The 21957-nt window shown below is 67.1% G+C and carries 23 protein-coding genes; 16 read left to right on the forward strand and 7 right to left on the reverse strand.

The window, feature by feature from the left end; translation table 11 throughout:
• The first annotated feature begins 6 nt into the window (after positions 1-6).
• From rbfA to truB, 3 genes are all read left to right on the forward strand, one after another.
• The gene (rbfA, locus tag ACK8CO_RS08245) at positions 7-429 is read left to right on the forward strand and encodes a 30S ribosome-binding factor RbfA (RefSeq protein ID WP_414898806.1); all 423 of its coding nucleotides are present in this window, start codon (positions 7-9) and stop codon (positions 427-429) included.
• Positions 419-1162 carry a phosphodiester glycosidase family protein gene (locus ACK8CO_RS08250; RefSeq protein ID WP_414898807.1) on the forward strand — a complete coding sequence of 248 codons (744 nt, stop codon included), beginning with the start codon at positions 419-421 and terminating at the stop codon, positions 1160-1162. Before rbfA ends, ACK8CO_RS08250 begins: the two co-directional genes overlap by 11 nt.
• A 343-nt stretch (positions 1163-1505) precedes the next feature.
• Entirely contained in the window at positions 1506-2414 is a 909-nt protein-coding gene (gene truB / locus ACK8CO_RS08255; RefSeq protein WP_414898808.1) for a tRNA pseudouridine(55) synthase TruB, read from the forward strand.
• Positions 2415-2423: 9 nt separating this feature from the next.
• Here truB and ACK8CO_RS08260 read toward each other — a convergent pair whose 3' ends face one another.
• Complete coding sequence (locus ACK8CO_RS08260) at positions 2424-3746, reverse strand: ABC1 kinase family protein (RefSeq protein ID WP_080614956.1); 1323 nt, start codon at positions 3744-3746, stop codon at positions 2424-2426.
• 262 nt (positions 3747-4008) lie between these two features.
• On the opposite strand from ACK8CO_RS08260, the gene ACK8CO_RS08265 reads away from it, so the two are divergent.
• Positions 4009-5124, forward strand: coding sequence for an AAA family ATPase (locus ACK8CO_RS08265; protein ID WP_080614955.1), 1116 nt, complete (start codon positions 4009-4011; stop codon positions 5122-5124).
• Between the two features lies 1 nt (position 5125).
• The gene (locus tag ACK8CO_RS08270; RefSeq protein ID WP_414898809.1) at positions 5126-6508 is read left to right on the forward strand and encodes a DUF2201 family putative metallopeptidase; all 1383 of its coding nucleotides are present in this window, start codon (positions 5126-5128) and stop codon (positions 6506-6508) included.
• A 3-nt stretch (positions 6509-6511) separates the two neighbouring features.
• Here ACK8CO_RS08270 and ACK8CO_RS08275 read toward each other — a convergent pair whose 3' ends face one another.
• The 4 genes from ACK8CO_RS08275 to ACK8CO_RS08290 form a co-directional block, all read right to left on the reverse strand.
• Entirely contained in the window at positions 6512-7069 is a 558-nt protein-coding gene (locus ACK8CO_RS08275; protein WP_414898810.1) for a DUF1643 domain-containing protein, read from the reverse strand.
• A gap of 99 nt (positions 7070-7168) precedes the next feature.
• A complete protein-coding gene (locus tag ACK8CO_RS08280; RefSeq protein ID WP_414898811.1) occupies positions 7169-7936 on the reverse strand; it encodes a metallophosphoesterase in 768 nt (255 codons plus the stop codon).
• A 75-nt stretch (positions 7937-8011) separates the two neighbouring features.
• Positions 8012-9607, reverse strand: coding sequence for a phosphoglycerate dehydrogenase (gene serA / locus ACK8CO_RS08285; protein WP_080614951.1), 1596 nt, complete (start codon positions 9605-9607; stop codon positions 8012-8014).
• Between the two features lie 78 nt (positions 9608-9685).
• Complete coding sequence (locus ACK8CO_RS08290) at positions 9686-10840, reverse strand: phosphoserine transaminase (RefSeq protein WP_414898812.1); 1155 nt, start codon at positions 10838-10840, stop codon at positions 9686-9688.
• A 102-nt stretch (positions 10841-10942) separates the two neighbouring features.
• Here ACK8CO_RS08290 and ACK8CO_RS08295 point away from each other — a divergent pair, with 102 nt between their 5' ends.
• From ACK8CO_RS08295 to ACK8CO_RS08330, 8 genes are all read left to right on the forward strand, one after another.
• Positions 10943-11527: a hypothetical protein gene (locus tag ACK8CO_RS08295; RefSeq protein WP_414898813.1), complete on the forward strand. Its 585-nt coding sequence runs from the start codon at positions 10943-10945 to the stop codon at positions 11525-11527.
• Complete coding sequence (locus ACK8CO_RS08300) at positions 11527-12708, forward strand: AAA family ATPase (RefSeq protein ID WP_414898814.1); 1182 nt, start codon at positions 11527-11529, stop codon at positions 12706-12708. Before ACK8CO_RS08295 ends, ACK8CO_RS08300 begins: the two co-directional genes overlap by 1 nt.
• Positions 12709-12889: 181 nt before the next feature.
• A complete protein-coding gene (locus ACK8CO_RS08305) occupies positions 12890-13417 on the forward strand; it encodes a head-tail connector protein (protein ID WP_414898815.1) in 528 nt (175 codons plus the stop codon).
• Entirely contained in the window at positions 13347-15035 is a 1689-nt protein-coding gene (locus ACK8CO_RS08310) for a terminase large subunit domain-containing protein (protein WP_414898816.1), read from the forward strand. Before ACK8CO_RS08305 ends, ACK8CO_RS08310 begins: the two co-directional genes overlap by 71 nt.
• The gene (locus ACK8CO_RS08315) at positions 15026-15352 is read left to right on the forward strand and encodes an HNH endonuclease (protein WP_414898817.1); all 327 of its coding nucleotides are present in this window, start codon (positions 15026-15028) and stop codon (positions 15350-15352) included. Before ACK8CO_RS08310 ends, ACK8CO_RS08315 begins: the two co-directional genes overlap by 10 nt.
• Positions 15353-15364: 12 nt before the next feature.
• Positions 15365-16636: a phage major capsid protein gene (locus ACK8CO_RS08320; RefSeq protein WP_414898818.1), complete on the forward strand. Its 1272-nt coding sequence runs from the start codon at positions 15365-15367 to the stop codon at positions 16634-16636.
• Positions 16636-17184: an HK97 family phage prohead protease gene (locus ACK8CO_RS08325; protein WP_414898819.1), complete on the forward strand. Its 549-nt coding sequence runs from the start codon at positions 16636-16638 to the stop codon at positions 17182-17184. Before ACK8CO_RS08320 ends, ACK8CO_RS08325 begins: the two co-directional genes overlap by 1 nt.
• A gap of 2 nt (positions 17185-17186) precedes the next feature.
• Positions 17187-18227, forward strand: coding sequence for a phage portal protein (locus ACK8CO_RS08330; RefSeq protein ID WP_414898820.1), 1041 nt, complete (start codon positions 17187-17189; stop codon positions 18225-18227).
• Positions 18228-18427: 200 nt separating this feature from the next.
• Here the strand turns inward: ACK8CO_RS08330 and ACK8CO_RS08335 are convergent, their stop codons facing one another.
• Both ACK8CO_RS08335 and ACK8CO_RS08340 read right to left on the reverse strand, forming a co-directional pair.
• Entirely contained in the window at positions 18428-18664 is a 237-nt protein-coding gene (locus ACK8CO_RS08335; RefSeq protein WP_414898821.1) for a hypothetical protein, read from the reverse strand.
• Complete coding sequence (locus ACK8CO_RS08340; RefSeq protein WP_414898822.1) at positions 18661-18915, reverse strand: helix-turn-helix domain-containing protein; 255 nt, start codon at positions 18913-18915, stop codon at positions 18661-18663. The genes ACK8CO_RS08335 and ACK8CO_RS08340 overlap by 4 nt, the downstream gene beginning before the upstream one ends.
• A gap of 59 nt (positions 18916-18974) precedes the next feature.
• On the opposite strand from ACK8CO_RS08340, the gene ACK8CO_RS08345 reads away from it, so the two are divergent.
• The 3 genes from ACK8CO_RS08345 to ACK8CO_RS08355 all read left to right on the forward strand — a co-directional run bounded on the left by ACK8CO_RS08345 (position 18975) and on the right by ACK8CO_RS08355 (position 21286).
• Positions 18975-19235 carry a hypothetical protein gene (locus tag ACK8CO_RS08345; protein WP_414898823.1) on the forward strand — a complete coding sequence of 87 codons (261 nt, stop codon included), beginning with the start codon at positions 18975-18977 and terminating at the stop codon, positions 19233-19235.
• Positions 19236-19365: 130 nt separating this feature from the next.
• Positions 19366-20106 carry a hypothetical protein gene (locus ACK8CO_RS08350; RefSeq protein WP_414898824.1) on the forward strand — a complete coding sequence of 247 codons (741 nt, stop codon included), beginning with the start codon at positions 19366-19368 and terminating at the stop codon, positions 20104-20106.
• A 175-nt stretch (positions 20107-20281) separates the two neighbouring features.
• Positions 20282-21286 (forward strand): tyrosine-type recombinase/integrase, encoded by a 1005-nt coding sequence (locus ACK8CO_RS08355; RefSeq protein ID WP_414898825.1) that lies wholly within the window; start codon positions 20282-20284, stop codon positions 21284-21286.
• The last annotated feature ends 671 nt before the right edge of the window (positions 21287-21957 follow it).

Here is a 21957-nt window from a genome sequence, read left to right on the forward strand (position 1 = left end):
CAGCCCATGTCCAGATCCTCCGCCCCGTCCCAAAGACAGCTTCGCGTCGGCGAGCTTATCCGCCGCAGCCTCTCGGAAGTGCTGGCGCGCGGCGACGTGCACGACCCCGAGCTGAACACGATGTCGATCACCGTGGGCGAGGTCCGCGCCTCGCCCGACCTGAAGATCGCGACCGCCTTCGTGCTGCCGCTGGGCGGGCATCATGCCGAGGAGGCGCTGGCCGCGCTGCGCCGCAACCGCGGCGAGCTGCGCCGGGCCGTCGGCAAGAAGACCCAGCTCAAGTTCACACCCGAGCTGCGATTCACCCTCGACGAGACCTTCGACCGGATGGACGAGACCCGGCGGCTTCTGGCCGACGAGACCGTGCGCCGCGACCTGGCCGCCCCCGACGCCATCCCCGACGCCGCCCCCGACGGCGATGAGGATTAGGGCCGCCCTCCTCCTGCTGGCCGTCCTTCTTCCCCTGCCCGCCGCGGCAGAGCCCTCCTGCCATCGCCAGAGCCATGAGGGCCGCGGCTATGTCATCTGCAGTGCCGATCCGGCGAGCGACGAGCTGCGGCTGTTTCTCAGGACCGGCCAGGGCGGGATCTATGGCAGCTTCGGCCGGGTGAACCAGGCGCTGGCGGCCGGGGGCGAGACCCTGGCCTTCGCGATGAATGCCGGGATGTACCATGCCGACCGCCGCCCCGTCGGGCTTTATGTCGAGGATGGCAGGCAGGAGATGCGCGCCGTGGCCCCGGCAGGACCGGGCAATTTCGGGATGCTGCCGAACGGGGTGCTGTGCCTTGAAGACGGCCGGGCCGAGGTGATCGAGACCCGCGCCTATCTGGCCGACCCGCCCGACTGCCGCTATGCGACGCAATCCGGACCGATGCTGGTGATCGATGGCGCACTGCATCCGCGGTTCCTGCCCGACAGCTCGTCGCGCCATATCCGCAACGGCGTCGGGGTCGATGCCGGGGGACGGCTTCACTTCGCGATTTCCGACGCGCCGGTCACCTTCCACGAATTCGCCCGGCTCTTCCGCGACGTGCTGAAGACCCCGAACGCGCTTTATTTCGACGGCAAGGTGTCGAAGCTCTATGCTCCGGATCTCGGCCGCAACGATGCCGGGCTGCCGATGGGGCCGATCGTGGGCGCGGTCGTGCCCGCCCCCGATTAGGCTCTGCCTCCTAAACGGGATTCCCTGACCGCGCTGTCGATGCTTCACTCCCGAAAACGGAAGTGAGCATATCACGTCATGATCTGACCGGCGTCGACCGGCAGGCGATCCGGCCCCTTATGCCGAACAAGCCGCGGGGGGGGCAAAACGCCCTCGCCGCCACCCTCGTCGCCTGTTCACGCCTCATGGCTCGGGTTTCATGAGGACGCGTCCTGCCCCCGACGCCCGCCGGCCAACCCGCCCGGCCCCTGCCCCGCATTGACGGAACGCCCCGGCTTCGCTAGCAGGCGGACCTCGTACAAGCATCCGGGTCGTTCGGACCGCATCGCAGGAGCCAAGGCATATGGGACGCAGCCGCAAGGGACGCGACATTTCGGGCTGGCTGGTGGTGGACAAGCCCGCCGGCCTGACCTCGACCGCCGTCGTCAACAAGGTCCGCTGGGCCTTCAACGCGAAGAAGGCCGGCCATGCCGGCACGCTCGACCCGGCGGCGACCGGGGTTCTGGCGGTGGCGCTGGGCGAGGCCACGAAGACCGTGCCCTTCGTCACCGATGCGCTGAAAGCCTATCGCTTCACCATGCGCTTCGGGGCTGCGACCAATACCGACGATGCCGAGGGCGAGGTGATCGCGACCTCGGAGCAGCGGCCCTCGGATGACGAGATCCATGCCGCCCTGCCCGCCTTCGTCGGCGATATCGAGCAGGTGCCGCCGCAATTCTCGGCGGTGAAGATCGACGGCGAGCGCGCCTATGCGCTGGCCCGCGCGGGCGAGGAGGTCGAGATCGCGGCCCGCCCGCTTTATGTCGAGAGCCTCGAGATGGTCGAGCGCCCCGATGCCGATCACGCGGTCCTCGAGATGATCTGCGGCAAGGGCGGCTATGTGCGTTCGATCGCCCGCGATCTGGGGCAGGCGCTGGGCTGCCATGGCCATGTGCTCAGCCTGCGCCGGGTCTGGGCCGGGCCGTTCGAGGTCGAGGACGGCGTCAGCTTCGATCTGGTCGAGGAACTGGCCCGCAGCCCCGAGCTCGACGCCTATCTGCGCCCGCTCGAAGAGGGTCTGGCAGATCTGCCCGAGCTGCGCACCACGCCCGACGGCGCGACCAAGCTGCGCAACGGCAATCCCGGCATCGTGCTGGCCTCGGATGTGGAATATGGCGACGAGGCCTGGGCCTCGCTCGATGGCGAGGCGGTGGCGGTCGGCATCTACAAGGCGGGCGAGCTGCACCCGAGCCGGGTCTTCGTCAAGGGCTGAGCCGGGCCGCTAGAGATAGCGGCCGACGATCTCGCGCAGGTCGATCCGCGCCCGAAGCCGGCTGGCCAGCAGATACATGCCGCCGAACTTGCGCTGCATGAACAGCGTATCCATCGGCGGCACATGCCAGAAATCGCGATCCTGGCCCAGCGCCATCCCGGCATCCCGCATCCGGAGCGCGACATCGTTCTCGGCGAAATCGAAGGCGCCGGGACGGTTGAGCGGCTCCATCGACATCTCGAACATGTCGATCATCAGCTGCTGGTGGCGGGGCGCTGTGTCCTCGGCGAAGAACCCGATCTCGAGGATCGCCTGCCGGATCGCGGCACGGTCGCCCGCAAGCCCCGCCCGCATCAGGCCCCGGAAGGCCTCGGTCATCTCGGCCGGAAATTCGCGCGAGGCGCCGAAATCCAGCAGCACCACGCGGCCGGTATCGGGCTGATAGCGGTAATTGGCGAAATTCGGATCGGTCTGCATCAGCCGGAACTCGAACAGCTCGCGGAACAGGAGCGAGACCAGAAGCCCCATCACCCGGTCGCGCTCGGCCTGCGGGGCGTCGGTCAGGGTCTCGATGCCGACGCCCTCGACGAAATCCATCGCCAGCACGTTCTCGGTGGTCAGATCCCCGTGCCGCCCCGGGACCACGAAATCGGGCGCCCCGGCCAGCAGATCGGCGAAACGGCCCAGATAATGGCCCTCGCGCGCGTAATCGGCCTCTTCATGCAGCTGCCGCTTGGCCTCGTCCAGAAGCGGCGCGATGTCCATCTCCTTCGGCATCGCCCCCGACAGCCTCAGCAGCGCCGCCACATTGTCGACATCGCTGTCGATCGAGCGGCGCACGCCGGGATATTGCACCTTGATCGCCAGGTCGCGGCCGTCCTTGGTCTGGGCCCGGTGCACCTGCCCGATCGAGGCCGCCGCGACCGGGCGCACGTCGAAGCGGGCAAAGCGTTTCAGCCAGCCCTCGCCCCAATTGGCATTGAGCACCTGCTTGAGCTGGCCGCCCGGCATGTAATGGGCATCGGCCCGAAGCCGGGCCATGATCTCGGCCAGTTCGGGCGGCAGCATGTCGCCCGCATCCATCGAGACGAGCTGGCCGACCTTCATCGCGGCCCCGCGCATATGCGCGAGCCGGTCGGCGACCTTGCGCATGTTGGCGGGTGTCAGGAACAGATCGCGCGCTTTCGGCCGATGCCCCTGCGCAAGCTGCTGCATGCCGTTGAGCGCGGCCGTTCCCGCCAGGTTGGAGGCCAGCCCGCCGAACCGGGCAAGCCGGGCAATGCGGCCTGCGGGCACGGGCAGAGGGCGGGATTCGAACTTGGACTCGGACATGCGGGCAATCCTTTGCAAAACGCTTGCAGATCGCATAGCGACCCGGCCCCCGCCTGGATGTGACATAGGCACAGAGCCCGGCCCGGCAAGCCGCACAACCGCGTGATGAGCCCCCGTGCCCCGATCCACCGCGCCCCGAGCCCGCAGGCCCATTGGTCCGGCCCGATGCCCCGCCCCCATGATCAGGCCCCGTGATCCCACCACGTGATCCGGCCGCATGCCGCGCTAGGTTGAACAGGGCGGGGGCAACACAGGAGGCAGTATGAGCGTAAATGCGATGACCGTGCCGGCCGGCGAGGCACTCGATGTACTGCGTGCCGGATGGGAGGCGCAGAAGGCCGGGCATATCACGGCCTCCTACATGCTGCACGGGCGGCCCGGCGTGGGCAAGACCCAGGTGGTCGAGCAGCTCGCGCGCGAGATCGGCGCCCGGCTCTTCGATCTGCGGCTGACCACCATCGAGCCGCAGGACCTGCGCGGCCTGCCCTATTACGACCACGAGACCCGCAAGACCCGCTGGTATCGTCCCGAGGACCTGCCCGACGACCCGGCCGAGCCCTCGATCCTGTTTCTCGACGAGTTGACCGCGGCCTCGCCGATGCTGCAGCCCACGGTCTACGGGCTGTTGCAGGAACGCCGGGTCGGGCGGCATGTGCTGCCCGGGACCGTGTTCATCGTGGCGGCCGGCAATACCGTCGAGGATGGCGCCATCGCCTATCAGATGAACACCGCGCTCTCCGACCGGCTGATCCATCTGCATGTGCAGGCCGCCGCCGGCGACTGGCTCGACAATTACGCGGTGCCGAGGGGGCTCGATGCCAGTGTCGTGGCCTTCATCAAGACAAGGCCCGACCTTCTGGACACCACCGAGCGCGCGGTGGCCGAGGGCCATCTGATCGCCACCACGCCCCGCAGCTGGGAACGGGTGAGCCAGATCATGGGCGCCGTCGCCGAGCGGCGGCTGCGCAACGTGCTGATCGCGGGCACGGTCGGCGAGGCGGTCGCGGCCGAATTCGCGCTGATCGCCGATGACATCGCGGCGACGGTGCAGGTGCAAGAGATGCTCGAGGCCGACCGCAAGGCGCGGATCGCGCTCTATCCGGCCTCGATGCACGGGCTGAACGCGCTGATCTACGGGCTGATCGGGGTGCTCGATGCGCGCAATGTCCAGCAGGTGATCGACTGCATGGCCGAGATCCGGAACCTGGCCCGCCACCGCCCCGACGAGGCCTTCGCGCGGATGCCTCTGGGCGAGCTTTGCACCTATGGCTTCGAGGGGCTGATCCGGAAGGGGCTCGAGATCGGGCTGGGCGAGCATTTCCTCGGCAACGAGGCCTATCGCGCCTATGCCGCCGAGCGGAAGGCGGCGGGGCTCTGAGATGGAGCCATCGGGCCATTCCCGCCGCGCCACCCGCGCGCTGCAGAAGCTGGCCGAGCAGGACCCGGCCTTCGCCGCGCTGGCGCTGTGGTGCAGCCATCGCGACAGCGACGCGCGCGCCGACGCGGCCTGGACCGACGGCCAGGCGATCCGCTATGGGCCCGGCTTCGAGGCGCTGAGCCTGCCCGAGCAGATCGGGCTCGCGGCCCATCACATCCTGCATGTCGCCTTCCGCCATGCCGCCCGGTCGCAGGCCATGCAGGCGCGGTTCGGCGACCGCTTCGATGCCGAGCTGTTCAACCTCGCGACCGATTCCATCGTCAACGAGACGCTGATGCTGACCGGCTTTATCCTGCCGCGCCCGGCGGTCAGACTGACCGGGCTGCTGAAGACCGCCGCCCGCGAGGAGATGGGCGGCGAAGAGGCGGTGACGCGCTACGATGCCGAAAGGCTTTATCTGCGGCTCTTCGAGGCCGAGGCGCCGCCGCCGCGCAGCCGTCTGCGCCTTGTCGACCGGTCGCCGCCGGGCGACACCGGCCGGGGCGCGGGCGAAGCCGAGGGCAAGGGCCGGGGCACGGCCGGAGACAGCCGCCCCCGGCCCGGCGGCGCGGTGGCCGAGGCGGCGCGCGACTATGCCCGGCAGCAGGGCTTTGCCCCCGATATCGAGACCGCGGGCGACGAGGGCGATCAGGGCGCGGGCAGCGAGGAAGAGGCCGAATGGCGCCAGCGCGTGGCCCGGGCGATGGAGGCCGGGCGGGTCGCGGGCTTCGGGCTCGGCATGCTCGGCCACCGTCTGGCCGATCTGCCCGAGGTCCACACCCCCTGGGAGCGGCATCTGCGGGCGCTGGTCAGCCGCGCCGTGATGGTCCGGCCGGCGCCGCAGACCACCCGCCCGGCCCGGCGCTGGATCGCCCGCGACAGCGATGCCCGCGCGACCGGCGCGCCCGAACCGGCTTTCGAATTCGCCTGGTCCCGCGCCCGCGAGATCCCGCGGATCGTGGTCGGCATCGACAGCTCTGGCTCGGTCGAGCCGGTGCTGCTGGCCAAGTTCGCGGCCGAGGTGGCGGCGATTTCCAAGCGCAGCGGCGCCGAGACCCATGTGCTGGTCTTCGACACCAGGGTCCATGGCCGCCATGTCATGGGCGGCGGCATCTGGGAGGGGCGGATCACCGATGTGCTGTTCTCGCGCGCGGGCGGCACCTCCTTCATCGAGGTGATGGAAGAGGCGCTCGCGCTCGGCCCGTCGGCGGTGGTGATGCTGACCGACCTGATGGGCCCGTTCGGGCCGCCCCCTCCCCGGCGGCTGCCGGTGATCTGGGCGGTACCGGGCGAGCCCCCGCCCTCGGGGGCGCCCTTCGGCCGGGTGCTGTCGCTGGCGCGCTGAGGCTCAGAACGGCAGAAGCGGCGCGTCGTTGCGCAGGTAAAGCGGGTGCTTGGCCGAGCCGTCCTGATTGAGACCGAAGCAGTAAAGCGGCTTTCCGGTCTCGCGCAGCGCGGCGATGATGCCCCCGACCACCCCGGCATAGCGCTTGTGAAGCCGGCCATAGGCCATCACCACCAGCTCGGCCTCGCGGGCCATGGACAGGATCGCGGGCAGGTTCTCGGCGCTGCAGGCAAGGCCCGGGTCCTTCGGCAGGTCCTTCGGGTTGGTGACGCGATAATCCAGCACATTGCCCTTGAGATAGCGGGTGAAGCCCAGCGCCGCGGCGCGCCTTGTCTCCTTGGCGCAGGTATTGTCCTGCACCAGCGCATCGGCGGTCGAGGGGTTCATGCCGCAGAACAGGATGGTGCGGGGGGGCTGGCCCGCCGCCGTCCAGTCGCGCTCGAGCCGGGTCCGGTAGCGCCCGCAGGGCGAAAAGACGGCGCTGCCGCGCATGCCCGGGGGCAACGACCAGCGGGTCTTGCCGCCGGGATCGTGCAGGGTGGAAGGGTCGATCTGGGTCATGGCGCCGGTCTTAGCCGATCCGTCCCGGCAGGGGGAGCGGGTTTTCCCGGAACCGGCTTGCCCCCCGGCCCGGTTTTCCCAAGGGCGGGCCGCCGGGCCTCACCCGGCCTGGCAGCGCGCCTCGGGCGGCATCTCCGGCGGCACGGCCACCCGCCCGCCGGGGGTCAGCAGATACGCCTTGCGGCCCTCTATCGCCACGACAGAGAGCGGCCGGCCATAGCCCGCACCGGTATCGAGATTGACCCGGTTGCCGAAATGGGTGACCCGGTCGACCGGCGTATGGCCATGCACGACCAATGCGCCATGCTCGCGGGTATCGCGGTGAAACTCGCCACGGATCCAGATCAGGTCGGTGACGTTCTGTGCCTCGAGCGGCACGCCGGGCCGGATGCCGGCATGGCAGAAGAACGCCTCGCCATGGCGGAAGCAGGGCAGAAGCCCCGCGAGAAACTCCAGATGCGCAGAGGGCACCGCCGCCCGGGCCTCGGCATGGATCGCGCCGAGCGCGCGATGCGGATCCGCCTCGACACCGTAGGAGGCCAGCGTCGCCCGCCCGCCGACCGCATCCTCGAGCCAGAGCATATCGGGCCGCGCCGGTTCGGGCTCGCAGCCGGGGCGCAGGAAATGCTGCATCCAGCGATCGTGATTGCCCAGCAGGCAGATCCAGGGGCGCCCCACGGCCCGGCCCTCGATCAGCAGATCGAGCACGCCGCGGCTGTCGGGTCCGCGATCGACATAATCGCCGAGATGGATCACCGGCGCCCGGGCATCGCCGACCCGCTCCCGGTCCTCGGCGATCAGCGCATGCGCCGCCTCGAGCCGCGCCCGCTGGCCATGGATATCGCCGATGGCATAGCTGAGTGACATGAAAGCTCTCCTGAAAAGGCAAGGGGCCCGCCGCAGGGTCTGCGGCAGGCCCCCGGACTGTCAATCCGGCGCGGGTCAGCCGATCTCGAATTCCAGCGGGCGCACCTGCTGGAACAGGCCGGTCTTCTCGAGCTCCTCGACCACATGGGCGGGCATCGGCTGGTCGAGATACATCAGCGCGATGGCATCCTCGCCGACCTTGGTGCGGCCGAGCGTGAAGTTCGCGATATTGACCCCATGCGCGCCCATTGCCGCGCCCAGCGCACCGATGATGCCCGGCACGTCGCGGTTGGTGGTGTAGAGCATGTGCTCGCCGATCTCGGCATCGATATTGATGCCCTTGATCTGGATGAAGCGCGGCTTGCCGTCCGAGAACACGGTGCCGGCGATCGAACGTTCGCGCTTGGCGGTGACGACAGTCATCTTGACATAGCCGTCGAAGGTGCCCGACTTGCCCTGGGTCGTGGTCGAGATCGCGATGCCACGCTCCTTGGCGACGATCGGGGCCGAGACCATGTTCACGGTCGGATTGGCCTGCTTCATCACCCCGGCAATGGCGGCGGCGTTCAGGGCGGCGGTGTTCATCTCGGCGGCGAAGCCGTCATAGAGCACGTTGATCGCCTTGACCGGTTCGTCGGTCATCTGGCCGATGAAGGCGCCGATATGGCCCGCGAGCTTGATCCAGGGGCCCATGACCTTCGCCTCTTCGGCGGTGATCGAGGGCATGTTGATCGCATTGGTGACCGCGCCGGTCAGCAGATAGTCGGACATCTGCTCGGCGACCTGCAGGGCCACGTTTTCCTGGGCCTCGGTGGTCGAGGCGCCCAGATGCGGGGTGCAGACCACGTTGGGCAGGTTGAACAGCACGTTGTCCTTGGCCGGCTCCACGGCGAAGACGTCGAAGGCCGCGCCCGCGACATGACCCGATTGCAGCAGCTCGGCCAGCGCCGTCTCGTCGACGAGACCGCCGCGGGCACAGTTGACGATGCGCACGCCCTTCTTGGTCTTGCCGAGGTTCTCGGCCGAGAGGATGTTGGCCGTCTTCTCGGTCATCGGCACGTGCAGCGTGATGAAATCGGCCTTCGGCAACAGGTCCTCCAGCTCGACCTTGGTCACGCCCAGCTTGTCGGCGCGCTCTTCCGACAGGAAGGGGTCATAGGCCAGAACCTTCATCTTCAGGCCGACGGCGCGGTCGGCCACGATCGAGCCGATATTGCCGCAGCCGATCAGGCCGAGCGTCTTGCCGGTGAGCTCGACGCCCATGAAGCGGGATTTCTCCCATTTGCCGGCATGGGTCGAGGCATTGGCCTCGGGGATCTGCCGGGCGACGGCCATCATCATCGAGATGGCATGTTCGGCCGTGGTGATCGAGTTGCCGAAAGGCGTGTTCATCACGATCACGCCCTTCTTCGAGGCGGCCGGGATGTCGACATTGTCGACGCCGATGCCGGCACGGCCGACGACCTTGAGATTGGTGGCGGCTTCGAGGATCTTCTCGGTCACCTTGGTGGCAGAGCGGATGGCGAGGCCGTCATACTGGCCGATCACCTCGAGCAGCTTGTCCTTGTCCTTGCCGAGATCGGGCTGGAAGTCGACCTCGATGCCGCGGTCGCGGAAGATCTGGACGGCGGTTTCGGAAAGCTTGTCGGAAACGAGAACCTTGGGGGCCATCTCGGGCACTCCTCGTGGGAATGGGGGGAAGGGCCGGGCGCGTCTCGCCCGGCCTCGAATTTTCGACGAAAATTCGCGTCAGGCGGCGGCGGTCTGCGCCTCGATCTCGGCTTCGAAGGCCCATTCGATCCAGGGCATCAGCGCCGCGACATCCGCCGTCTCGACAGTGGCACCGCACCAGATCCGCAGACCCGCAGGCGCGTCGCGATAGGACCCGATGTCGAAGGCCACGCCTTCCTTGTCCAGCCGCTTGACGATGGCCTTGGCAAAGGCAGCACCGTCCCTGATCCGCGCGTCGGTGAATTTCAGGCAGACGCTGGTGTTCGAGCGGGTCGCGGGGTCAGCTGCAAGGTTCTCGATCCAGGGCTTCGTGTCGACGAAATCCTGCACCGCCTTGAAGTTCGCGGTCGAGCGTTCGATCAGCTTCGGCAGACCGCCGATCGACTTCGCCCAGTCGAGCGCGACGAGGTAATCCTCGACCGCCAGCATCGAGGGGGTGTTGATCGTCTCGCCGACGAAGATGCCCTCGTTCAGCTTGCCGCCCTTGGTCATGCGGAAGATCTTGGGCAGCGGCCAGGCGGGGCTGTAGCTTTCCAGCCGCTCCACGGCGCGGGGGCCGAGGATCAGCATCCCGTGCGCGCCCTCGCCGCCCATCACCTTCTGCCAGGAGAAGGTCACGACATCGAGCTTGTCCCAGGGCAGATCCATCGCGAAGGCGGCCGAGGTGGCGTCGCAGATCGTGAGACCCGCGCGCTCCGCCGGGATCGCATCGCCATCGGCCACGCGCACGCCCGAGGTGGTGCCGTTCCAGGTGAAGACCACGTCCTTGTCGAAATCGACCTGCGTGAAATCGACGATCTCACCATAGGGCGCCTCGCGCACGGTGGCGTCGAGCTTGAGCTGCTTGACCACATCGGTGACCCAGCCGGAGCCGAAGCTTTCCCAGGCCAGCATCTCGACGCCGCGGGCGCCCAGCATCGACCACATCACCATCTCGACGGCGCCGGTATCCGAGGCAGGCACGATGCCGATCCGGTAATCGGCGGGCACGCCGAGGATCTCGCGCGTGGTCTCGATGGCGGCCTTCAGCTTGGCCTTGCCGATCGCGGCGCGGTGCGACCGGCCGAGCGCGGCATCGGCGAGCATGTCGAGAGAGAAATCGGGGAGTTTGGCACAGGGGCCAGAGGAAAAACGCGGATTGACCGGGCGCGTTGCCGGGGTAGCGGTGACCATCGCTGGTATCCTTCCAGATATTCGCCCCTCGTTGGGGAGGGGTGTCCCGCCGCCGGACATACGCTTCCCCAGAAAAAACAGCAAGTATCAAAAGGGTCTGCCATGCAGATTCTTACGGCTTGCAGCGGAACGATGCGTGAACGGATGCCGATTGCACGTGCAAATTCGGTGCAGTTTGTTCCCCATCCGTCCCGAGACAGCGCCAAAGAAAACGCCGCTGCGGATGGTCCCCGCAACGGCGCTGAAAATGCATGTGAAGGCTTCCGACTTCCCTGCCATTCTAGCTTGAAAGCCGGTGTCTCGGCAACGCTGAAATACGCCTCTGACGCGCACGACCGCGCCTCTCGGATGCTGGCGGCGGCGCTGACGCTGGAAGACTTCGACGCGTGGGCGGCCGCTTCGGCCGTCTGGGCCGCACGGCTGACCGGCCGCGAACGGGCTGCGCTCGCATGGGCGGCCCTTCGGTCGCTGGACGAGGATCAGGCCGAAGACGTGGCCGAAACCGTGATCGGCGGGGCGGGCGCTCCGCTGCCGCCCTTCCTCAGCGTGATGGACGATGCGGCCTTCTGGGCCGCCATGGCATCGGGCCGCGAGCTGGAAGCCTATTGCCTCGCCAGCTTCATGGCCATGCCCCGCCATCGGCAAGCGGCGTTCCTCGCCCATGTGCAGGGGAGGCAAGCCGCGTGATGGCCCGCGATTTCTCCGACATGGAAATGCAGATCAGCGCGCACCGGGCCGAGTTTCCGCGCGAGCGGGCGGATCGCCTGCCCACGGCCTTTGTCTGGCGCGACCCGGCTACGATCCCGCCCCGCCCGTGGGTCTACGGGCGGCACCTGATCCGCAAACAGGTTTCGGTGACGGTCGCCCCCGGCGGCGTCGGTAAGTCGTCCCTGACGATCTGTGAGGCGCTGGCGATGGCATCCGGGCGCGAGCTTCTCGGGGATTGGACGGCCAAGGGCCTCAAGGTCTGGCTCTACAACCTCGAAGATCCGCGCGACGAAATGGAACGGCGCATCATCGCGGCGATGCAGCACCACAACGTCAGGCCCGAGGAAATCGCGGGGCGGCTCTTTGTGGACACGGGCCGCGAACGCGCCTTGAGCACGGCCATTCAGACCCGCGAGGGCGTCCAGATCATCAAGCCGGAACTCGCCGAACTGGCCCGCGAGATCGAGGCGCGCGAGATCGACGTGCTGGTGATCGATCCGTTCGTGTCCTCGCACCAAGCGTCAGAGAACGACAACGGCGCAATCGACCTGGTGGCGAAGGAATGGGCGCGGCTTGCGGATCGGTGCAACTGCGCAATCGAGCTGGTCCACCACACCCGCAAGACCAACGGCGAGGAAGCGACGACCGAAAGCGGGCGGGGAGCGTCCGCCCTGTTGGCGGCAGCGCGATCCGGCCGGGTGCTCAACAAGATGAGCGATGACCTCAAGGCCGAGGCAGGGGTTCAAGGTGACCCTGCCACCTACTTCGCCGTCACTCGCGATAAGGCGAACCTCGCCCCGGTGGGGGATCGGGTCTGGCGGCGCATGGCGTCGGTGCATCTCCCCAACGGCGATAGCGTGGGCGTGGCCGAGGTCTGGGAATGGCCCGAAACCTTCGACGGTGTGACGGTCAAGGATCTGCTGGCCGTGCAACAGGCCATCGAGGGCAAGCACCCGCGCTATTCCGACCAAGCGGGCGACGACTGGGCGGGCGTGATCGTGGCTGAGGTGCTGGGCCTGGACGCCACGAGCGACCGCAAGCGCATTAAGAAGATGATCGAGACGTGGCTCAGGTCCGGCGCGCTGGTGAAGGGCCAGAAGACCGGCCCGATCCGCAAGCCTGTTCCGACTGTGGAGGTGGGTGAATGGGCGACGGAATGATGTGCGTCACCACCCCTCAAACAGGGGTGATGCAGGGTGACGCAAACACCCACGAAAACAGGTGCGTCACCACCACCACCCCTAAAGGGGGGTGGGGTGGTGGTGATGCTGCGTCACCTGCTGCCTGTGGGGTGGCGCAACAGGGCGCCCGGAATGCTTCCAACGAAAAGAGAGCGAGCAGATGAACACAGAACGACTTACGACCCCGGACACGCTGGCCGTCAGCCTGGAAGACGCCAAGCTGCATTGCCGTGTGGATTTGTCCGAGGATGATGCGGCCATCACGCGCATGATCCGTGCGGCGACGCGCGAGGCCGAGGAGCTGGGGCAACTGGCGCTGATCAATCAGACGATCCGCGTCACGCTGACTGCCTGGCCCAAGAGCGGCCGCCTGCCGCTGCCCATCGGTCCGGTGCAAGACGGTGCGGTCGTGACCGTGAAGACCGATGGGGCTCCGCTCACCGGCTTCACGGTGCGGACCGGCCGCCGCCCTGCACTGGAGCTGACCGATTACCTGGGCTCGGCCGTGATCGAGTATCAGGCGGGCTTTGGGCATGAGGCCTCGGCCGTGCCGGAAGACCTCGCGCTTGCCATACTGGATCAGGTTGTCCTGTCCTATGACAACCGTGGCGGACTGGATGACAAGTCGCCGTCCGTCTCGCCTTCCATGGCGCGCGCTGTCGCCCGGCATCGGGGGGTGCGGCTATGATCACGCATCTGGTCCCAATGCCCCGGTTTCTGGGCGGGCGCGCAACCGAGGGTGGGAGTTATGCTTTCGCGTTGTGCCTCTGGCTGGGGTGGCTGGCATGAGCCGGGCCAAGGCATCGACCAAAGCAATCCGCTTCCTTGAGAGCCTCGAAATCCCGCAAGGCCCGATGGCCGGGCAGCGGCTCAAGCTGGCCCCGTTCCAAAAGCAATTCGTCCGGGGCGCGTTGGCCGACGATGTGAACGTGGGCGTGCTCAGCATCGGGCGTGGCAATGCCAAGACGGCCCTGTCTTCGGGGATCGCGCTGGGCGCGCTTCTGGGCGAATGGGACGACCAGCCCGCGCGGGAGATCCTGATCGCGGCCCGGACGCGGGATCAAGCCCGGATCGCCTGGGACTTCGCCGCGCAACTCGCCATGGGGCTACCCGAGGACACGCAAGGCGCGCTGACCTTCCGGCGGTCGCCCCGGCTGGAAATCGAGTACGAGGACGACAAGGGGTCGCACTTCCTGCGCGCGATTGCGGCGGATGGGAAGTCGGCCCTGGGCTCTGCGCCGACGCTGGTGCTGATGGACGAGCGCGGTCATTGGCCTGCGGATCGCGGCGACGACCTGGAACATGCGCTGCTGTCCGGTCTGGGCAAGCGGGGCGGTCGGGCGCTGATCATTTCCACGTCTGCGGCCGATGACACGCACCCGTTTTCGGTGTGGCTCGATGAGGATCAGCCGGGCGTCTACCGGCAGGAGCATCGGCCGGCGCCCGCGCTTCCGGCCGATGATCTGGAAAGCCTCAAGCTGGCAAATCCGGGCGCGTCCTATGGCATCGGGTCTTCGCTGGAATGGCTGCAATCGCAGGCCCGGCGCGCGATCGCGCGGGGTGGCTCCACGCTGACGAGCTTCCGGCTCTACAACCGCAATGAGCGGATCAGCGGCGAGACCCGCGACCTGCTGCTGACCGTGGACGAATGGCTGGCATGCGAAGCGTCCGAAATGCCGCCGCGCGAGGGGCCGTGCGTTGTCGGGATCGACCTGGGCGGCTCTGCCTCGATGACCGCAGCGGCCTTCTATTGGCCGTCGAGCGGGCGGCTGGAAGCCCTTGGCACCTTCCCCAGCGCGCCGACGCTTGCCGACCGGGGCGCGGCCGATGGCGTGGCAGGCCGGTATGTCGAGATGGCCGACCGCGGTGAGCTGTCCACGCTGGGCGACAAGACCGTGCCGGTGGCGGCTTGGCTGATCGAGGTGCTGCGGCATGTCGAGGGCGAGCAGATCGCGGCGCTGACCATGGACCGCTACAAGCAGGCCGAGCTGGGCGAGGCCCTGGACCGCGCGGGCATCCGGGCGCCGATTGTCTGGCGCGGCATGGGGTTTCGGGACGGCAACGAGGATTGCGAGCGCTTCCGGCGGGCGGTCTTCGACGGCCGGGTGCGGACGGTTCCGAGCCTCCTGCTGCGATCCGCCTTCGCGGATACCGTCTGCCTCCGAGACCCGGCGAACAACATCAAGCTGGCGAAAGCCCGGTCCAAGGGCCGGATCGACGCGGCCTGCGCGGCTGTCCTGGCCGTGGCCGAAGGTGTGCGCCAGACCGCCAGACCGCAGAAGAAGGCGAGGATGGCATGGGCATGAAGGACGGCTTCCGCCGCTTCTCGCAGCCGGTCTTGCGGACGAAAAGATGGCGCGCCCTGCGGATGCAGATCCTCGAGCGGGATGGATTCCGTTGTGTCGGCTGCGGGGCGCGCGGTCGGCTTGAGGTCGATCATATCCAGCCGGTGCGCACCCATCCCGAATTGGCCTTCGCTCCGGGCAACCTGCAAAGCCTCTGCCCGGCCTGCCACACGCGCAAGACGCGCGTCGAATGCGGGCACCCCGAGCCCGACCCGCGCCGCAAGGCGTGGGCCAACCTGGTGCGCGAGACGCACCGCAATTCCCCTATCGAGCAATAACAGGAGTACCAAATGCTTGATTCCGTGAAGATCCAACGGCGGCAATCCGAGATCCGCCAAAAGCTGGCCGAGCTGGTGGGCAAGGATACCCCCAGCGAGGACGAAACCCGGTCGATGGAAGGCCTGGACCGCGAATACCGCCAGAACGAGACCCGCTATCGGGCCGCCCTGATTGCGGAAGACACCGAACGCCGCGAGGCCGGGGCGGACCTCGAAACCCGCGCGGGCCGGGAATGGGACGATCTGGTCGCGGGCTTCGAGCTGCGGCAGGTGGCTTTGGCCCTGGACGAAGGGCGCCAGCTCGACGGCAAGACGGCCGAGATCGTGACCGAGCTGCGCAGCGCGGGCGGTTTCCGGGGCATCCCGGTGCCGTGGCAGGCGCTGGAGGTCCGGGCCGGTGAGACCGTTGCCAGCGGCACCCCGAACCCGATCCAGACGCGCCCGATCATCGACCGCCTGTTCCCTGACAGCGTGGCCGCGCGCATGGGTGCGCAGATGATCAACATCGACGCGGGCGCGGTGGAATGGCCGGTCACCACCTCGGCCGTGACGGCTGGCTGGGCTGATGGCGAGACGGCCAATGTGGCCGGGCCGACCACCTATGCCACCACCGACCGCGCCATGTCGCCGGACCACAACCTCGGCATTCAGATGCGCATCACCCGCAAGACCCTCAAGCAGTCCGGCGCGGCGCTGGAACAGGCGGTGCGCCGCGACATGAGCGGCGCCATGGGCGCGGCCATGGATCAGGCGGCCTTCCTTGGCACCGGGGCGAATGGCCAGCCCCTTGGCGTCATCACCGGCGCGGCGACCTATGGCATCACGTCCACGGCGGTGAATGCTCTGGCGAGCTGGGGCGCGTTCCGCTCGGCCGTCACCCGGTTCATGACCGCCAATGCCGCCGGTTCGCCGGACGCGGTGCGGGCGCTGATCCGGCCCGAGCTGTGGGACTTCCTGGACGGCGCGTTGATCGAGGGCACCGCCGTTTCGGAATGGGACCGCCTGGTGAAGAACATCCCTGCGGGCAACATCGCCATGACCCACAACGCCCTGGCCGCGCCCTCGGGAAATCCGCTGGCGACGGCCTCGCTTCTGACCACGGCGGCGGGCGGCGTGGCCCCGATCTTCATCGGCGCATGGGGCGCGGTGGACATGATCCGTGACCCCTACAGCGATGCGCAATCCGGCGGGCTCAGGATCACCGCCCTTGCCACGATGGATGTGACGGTGGCGCGTCCGGCCCAGCTCGAACTGCTGACCGGCCTCGAACTGGACGCCGCGTAATGCTCTGGGGCGCATCTCTCGGGGCGCTGGAGCTGAGGTCCGAGGGCGGGGCAACCCGCCTTCGGGCATTGTTCCCCTATGCGCAGGAAACCGAACTGGCGCCGGGGCGGCGGGAGATCATCGCCCCCCGTGCCTTTGCCGACCGGATCGAGCGGGGCGAGGATATTCACCTGCTGGCCGGGCATTCCTACGACCGGCCGCTGGCCTCGCGCGGCTCGGGCAGCCTGACCGTGCGGGACAGTGACGAGGGGGTCGAACTGGTGGCCGAGATCGACCCCGGCACCAGCTGGGCGCGGGACTTCCTGGCGGCCCACGCGGCCGGGCTGATCCGCGGGCTATCCCCCGGCTTCCGCGTCCAGCCCGGCGGCGAGCGGATCGAGCGGCGCGGCGCGGACCTGGTGCGCACCGTGGCCTCGGCCGCCATCTTCGAATTCTCGGCGGTGGCCCGTCCCGCCTATCCGGCCGCCCAGATCGAGGCCCGTGCCTGGGCGCTGGGCGACCCCGAGGACGCAGGGTTGGCCCGCGCCCTTAACAGATGGAGGGCGTGACCATGTGGCCATTCAAGCGCAAGGAAGAAACCCGGGCGGCGTCGAGCTTCACTGCCGAAGTGATGCGGCTGCGCGAAAACTGGATCGCCGGGGCATCGGGGGTGGCTGAGTTGACCGCGACGGTGCAGACCTGCGTTTCCCTATGGGAACAGGGCCTTTCCCTGGCGGAGGTGAAAGGCACGCCGCTGCTGGACCGCTTCACCTTGGCGATGATCGGCCGGTCTCTGGCCCTGCGTGGCGAGGTTGTGCTTTGGCTGCGCGGCGACAGGCTGGTGCCCGCCTCCGATTGGGATCTGTCCACCCGCGATGGCCGCCCGAGGGCCTATCGGCTGACGATTCCCGAAGTGGGCGGCGGTGCGACCTTCACCGCGCTGGCGGGCGAGGTGCTGCATATCCGTATCGGCGCGGATGCCGCGCAACCCTGGATCGGCTCCGCCCCTCTGCGACGGGCGCGGCTCACGGCCGGGCTTCTGCAGGCCGTCGAAACCGCGCTTTCCGAGACCTACGAAAATGCGCCCATCGGGACGCAGATCGTGCCTTTGCCGGATTCGGACTCTGACGACATGGCGGCGATGCGTGCAGCGTTCCGTGGGCGGCGCGGTTCGGTCCTGGTGGTCGAGGGCGTGGCACAGGCCACCGCCGCCGGGCAACACCCCCAGATCGGCCAGCACCCGGACGACCTTACGCCGGATCTTTCCAAGGCGATGACCAAGGAAACGCTGGACGCGGCACGCAATGCTGTCAGCGGCGCTTTCGGTGTCCTGCCTGGGCTTCTGAACCCGGCGACCACGGGGCCGATGGTTCGGGAGGCCCAGCGACATCTGGCACAGTGGATGCTGCAGCCCATCGCGGCGCTGATCGCAGAAGAGGCGTCCGAGAAGCTGGGGACGGCTGTCACCCTGGACGTGATGACGCCGCTGCAAGCCTTCGACGCGGGCGGCCGGGCGCGCGCCATGTCCGCGATCATCGGCGCGATGGTGCAAGCCAAAGAGGCCGGGATCGACCCGGCGCAGGCGCTGAAACTGGTGGACTGGAACGAATAGGGCGGTCGCGCTTGTTGGGTGGGCGGACGTTTCCTCAGATTGAGGAGAACCCAGATTTGGGGCGTCCGTCCTCCATTGGAGGGCCGATCCAGATTTGGACCGGCCCTCGCCCGGCACTGAACCCAGATTTGGGGCGAGCGAACGACCCGGATCTGGGTTGGTTGCCAATTCCCTCAAATTGAGAAACCGCAGGCTTGGGCTCACTTGTAGGTCTCGCGCTCTTCCTCGCGACCGCGTTCAGTCGGGCGGTATCCTAGCGCGCCATGGTGTCGCTTGCTCGGGCCAGCTTCGATCAAGCCAAGGGCAATCAAGCCATCGAATGTGGTCTTTCCGACACCAGTGCCCAGTTTGCCTGGGATAGCGAAATCGCCCCCGAGGAAGTCGCTCTCACGGACGATGTTCCGTAGTGCTTTTACCTGTCGCGCATTCAGCTTCACGATGCCACCTTCTTCAGCCTGACCCCCGCGCCGCCGCCGTTCTCTGCTATGAACTCAACCCCCGCCGTTTCGAGGGCGGTACAGATTGCATATGCGGTTTCAGCCCGGCCGCCAATCTCGCCGACTGCGGCTTCAAGCCTCTTGATTGTTGGAACGGAAATTCCAGACGCTTGGGCGAGGTCATTCTGAGACCATCGCAGCAATGCGCGCGCAGCTTTCACTTGCTCAATTGATACTTTTGGTATTGACACCTGTGAGGCCTCAGTGTTGATACTTTTGGCATCATAACCCCCGTTAGGAGAACCTGACAATGCCCAAAAACCGCGCCTGCGCGAACGCCTTCGCTTTGCCCAGCCTTGCCCTCTTCCGCCCCGAGCACGACTATCTGACCGGGAACAACCCCCGCGCCCTGTGGCAACGGTTCCGCCTGTGGCGCGCCTACAGCCGCCCCGTTACCTTCCGGGACCTGCGCCGGGTTGCCTATGACGCCAACCGGACCCGCCCGAGCCCCTGCGCTCAGGCCCTGTTCGACAGGATTTGCCGGGAGGCCGAGCGGTCCGTCATAGGATGAGCTTCCTGCCTCAAGCAATGCGGCGGGCTTTCGGGGCCGCCGGAGGTCTTGTGCTTGCGATCTTGGATTTTGGTTTACACATCACAAATCCCAAAATATGGTGGTCTTGCTCGAGTAGAAGGAGACGCCGATGGCCACTGTTTCTGAGATTTGCCAAGCCTTGGCGTCCGAAATCCCGATGCCCTTGGGGGAAGTGAAGAAGTATGCCCGCGCCCTGATCAACTCGGGCGACCTGCCGAAGGCCGTTGGTAGGAATATCCCCCACACCACCATGCAAGACCGCGCCAAGCTGATCCTCGCGATTGCGGCCAGCGAGCGTCCGAGCATGTGTGTCGAGGCGATGCGCGACCGCTTCAACGCCCCGCATTGCTACGATGAATACGGCACGGCGGGTGAAGTGCTGGCCGATCAGCTTCGCGAGATCGTAGAAGGCCATGTGGAGGCCCTTCAGAAGTGGTCCTATTCGGACATTGAAGTTTCCCGCACAGGCAACCCGCGCGTGAAGTTTCGTATCAACGAGCGCGTCCGTCGTTTCGAGAGATTTCAGCATGTTGAACAGCCGGAGTTCATCGGCGGCACTTTCTCCGCAGCTTCCGTCAGCGCCTTGACGGAGGCCGCGAAGGAATATTGTGAATTGGGCCTGCCGGTGTCGGCCTTCATTCCCGGCGACGTCCTGATCGTCCTGGCCTTCGGATCCAAGATGGAAGCCGCGAACGCGCTGATCCCCATCAGAAAAGAGGCGTGGCAGAGGAAGCATGAGGCGCAAGAGCGGGCGATGGAACAGGCCCGTGCCGAAGGCAAGATGGCCATTCGCGGCACCGCTTCCGACATCCGAAAATATCTCGCTGAAAGCGGGGAGAGCGACGATTGATGACTTCGCCCGTGCTCTTCCCTGACTACACCACGCCCGCCGATTTGGCGGCGCATTTCGGTGTGTCGGAGAGGACCATGAAGGGCGAGGCGCGGGCGCTTGGCGCGTTTGCCAAGCTGGGCCAAAAGATGATCCTCTTTCCGGAGCATGTCGAAAAGATCACGGAGGCTATGAAATGTCGCTCAAGCTGTTCCAGCGCAACGGCGCCTGGTACGTCCGAGGGACTGTTGCCGGAAGGAAGTTTTATCAGTCTACAAAAACGACTGACCGAAAAATCGCGGAGCGGATCAAAGCGGAAACCGAAGCCCAAGCGTGGCAACGTCGTTTCGATGGGCCGGGGGCCGGGTTGACCATGGCGCAAGTCTTCACGGCATATTTGGACGCGGATAAGCCCGCACGGTTTCTTCTCAAGCTGGCGGAGCACTGGAAAGACACTCTCGTTGAAGACGTGACACCGGAGTTGATCAGGCAAGCGGCCAAGAAAATATACCCCGATGCGAACGAGCCGACCTGGAACCGGCAGGTGATCAAGCCAACGCAGGCTGCAATAAACCACGCGGCGGGGTTCGGATGGTGCCAACGCATTTCGGTGAAACGCTACACCGAAACGCCCGAGGTGAAGACGCCAGCAACGTTGGAGTGGGTGCGCGCCTTCTCGTCACAAGCTGAGGAAGACGGGCTCGCGCATCTTGGCGCGCTCTGCCTGTTCATGTTCGGCACGGCGGCGAGGGTTGGGGAGGCATGCAACCTGACTTGGCGCTATGTTGACCTCAGCGCGGCAAGGGTGGAGTTGCACCTGTTCAAGCCGACACCTTGGAAGCGCATCGCACATCTGCCGCCCGAAGTTGTGGTCTCGCTAGCGAATATTCCCAGCAACCGGAATCCGGATGAGCCCGTGTTCGGCTACGCCGGGAGGGGCAGCGTTCGGGGGCCTTGGAACAATGTTTGCAAGCGGGCGAAGATCGAGCGCCTTACACCGCACTGCTGTCGGCACGGCTTTGCCACTTCCATGCTGCAAGCCGGTATCGACGTGAAGACCGTGGCGGATATGGGCGGATGGAAGGACGCAACAACGGTGCTGCGCACCTACGCTCACGCGATGAAAGACCCGAGCGTCACCAATGTGCTTTTCGGTGCAAAAACGGTGCAAGAAACGAGCAAGAAGCTATCAGTCATTTGACATATAAGGAGAAAATAGAAATGACAGCGCCCCTCGTTGGGAGGGGTGTCCCGCCGCCGGACATACGCTTCCACAGAGAAAACAGCAAGCCTCATTGAAGCGGATCATGCAGGATGGGGCCGCTTGCCGCGGAACGAGGCGCGGCGCGTGTCGGAAGACTGGCTCATATCCGGCACGATCCGCTCCATGCAGGGCCAACGCAGGGCCACGCCGAAAGACGCCCGGAAATACCCGTCGGGCAAAGGAAAGCGCCGCGGCGACTCACCGCCCAACAGCGCTCCGATGCCATTTCGAGCCCCGGAATTCCGCATGAAGCCAATCATCCAGGACAGGCCGAAACATACCGCGCCGCCCTGCAATCGGGCGGCGCGAATGGCGTGCCGGCCAGCCCGCCGACGGCCGGAGCGGCCGCCGGAAAACCGGCCGGCCCCCTCTGGTCAGCCCTGTTGCAGAAGCCGGGAGGGACGCGTGGACCGGCATCGGAGGCAGGTCGCTGAGGCACCGGCGCGGCGCTCGACGGCCGCGCCGCAACGGCGGCAGGAAACCCGGATGAGAAAGGGTCCGCCGTCAAGGACGTGCCGGCAGCTGGGGCAGCGATGTGCGGCCGCGCGGGGAAGCGGTGCCTTGCAGGACGGGCAGACAGGAGGAAGGGGACGGTTCATGAGAGCCTC

It is taken from the genome of Rhodovulum sp. HP10, assembly GCF_047553435.1.
In the GTDB taxonomy this organism is placed as follows: Bacteria; Pseudomonadota; Alphaproteobacteria; order Rhodobacterales; family Rhodobacteraceae; genus Rhodovulum.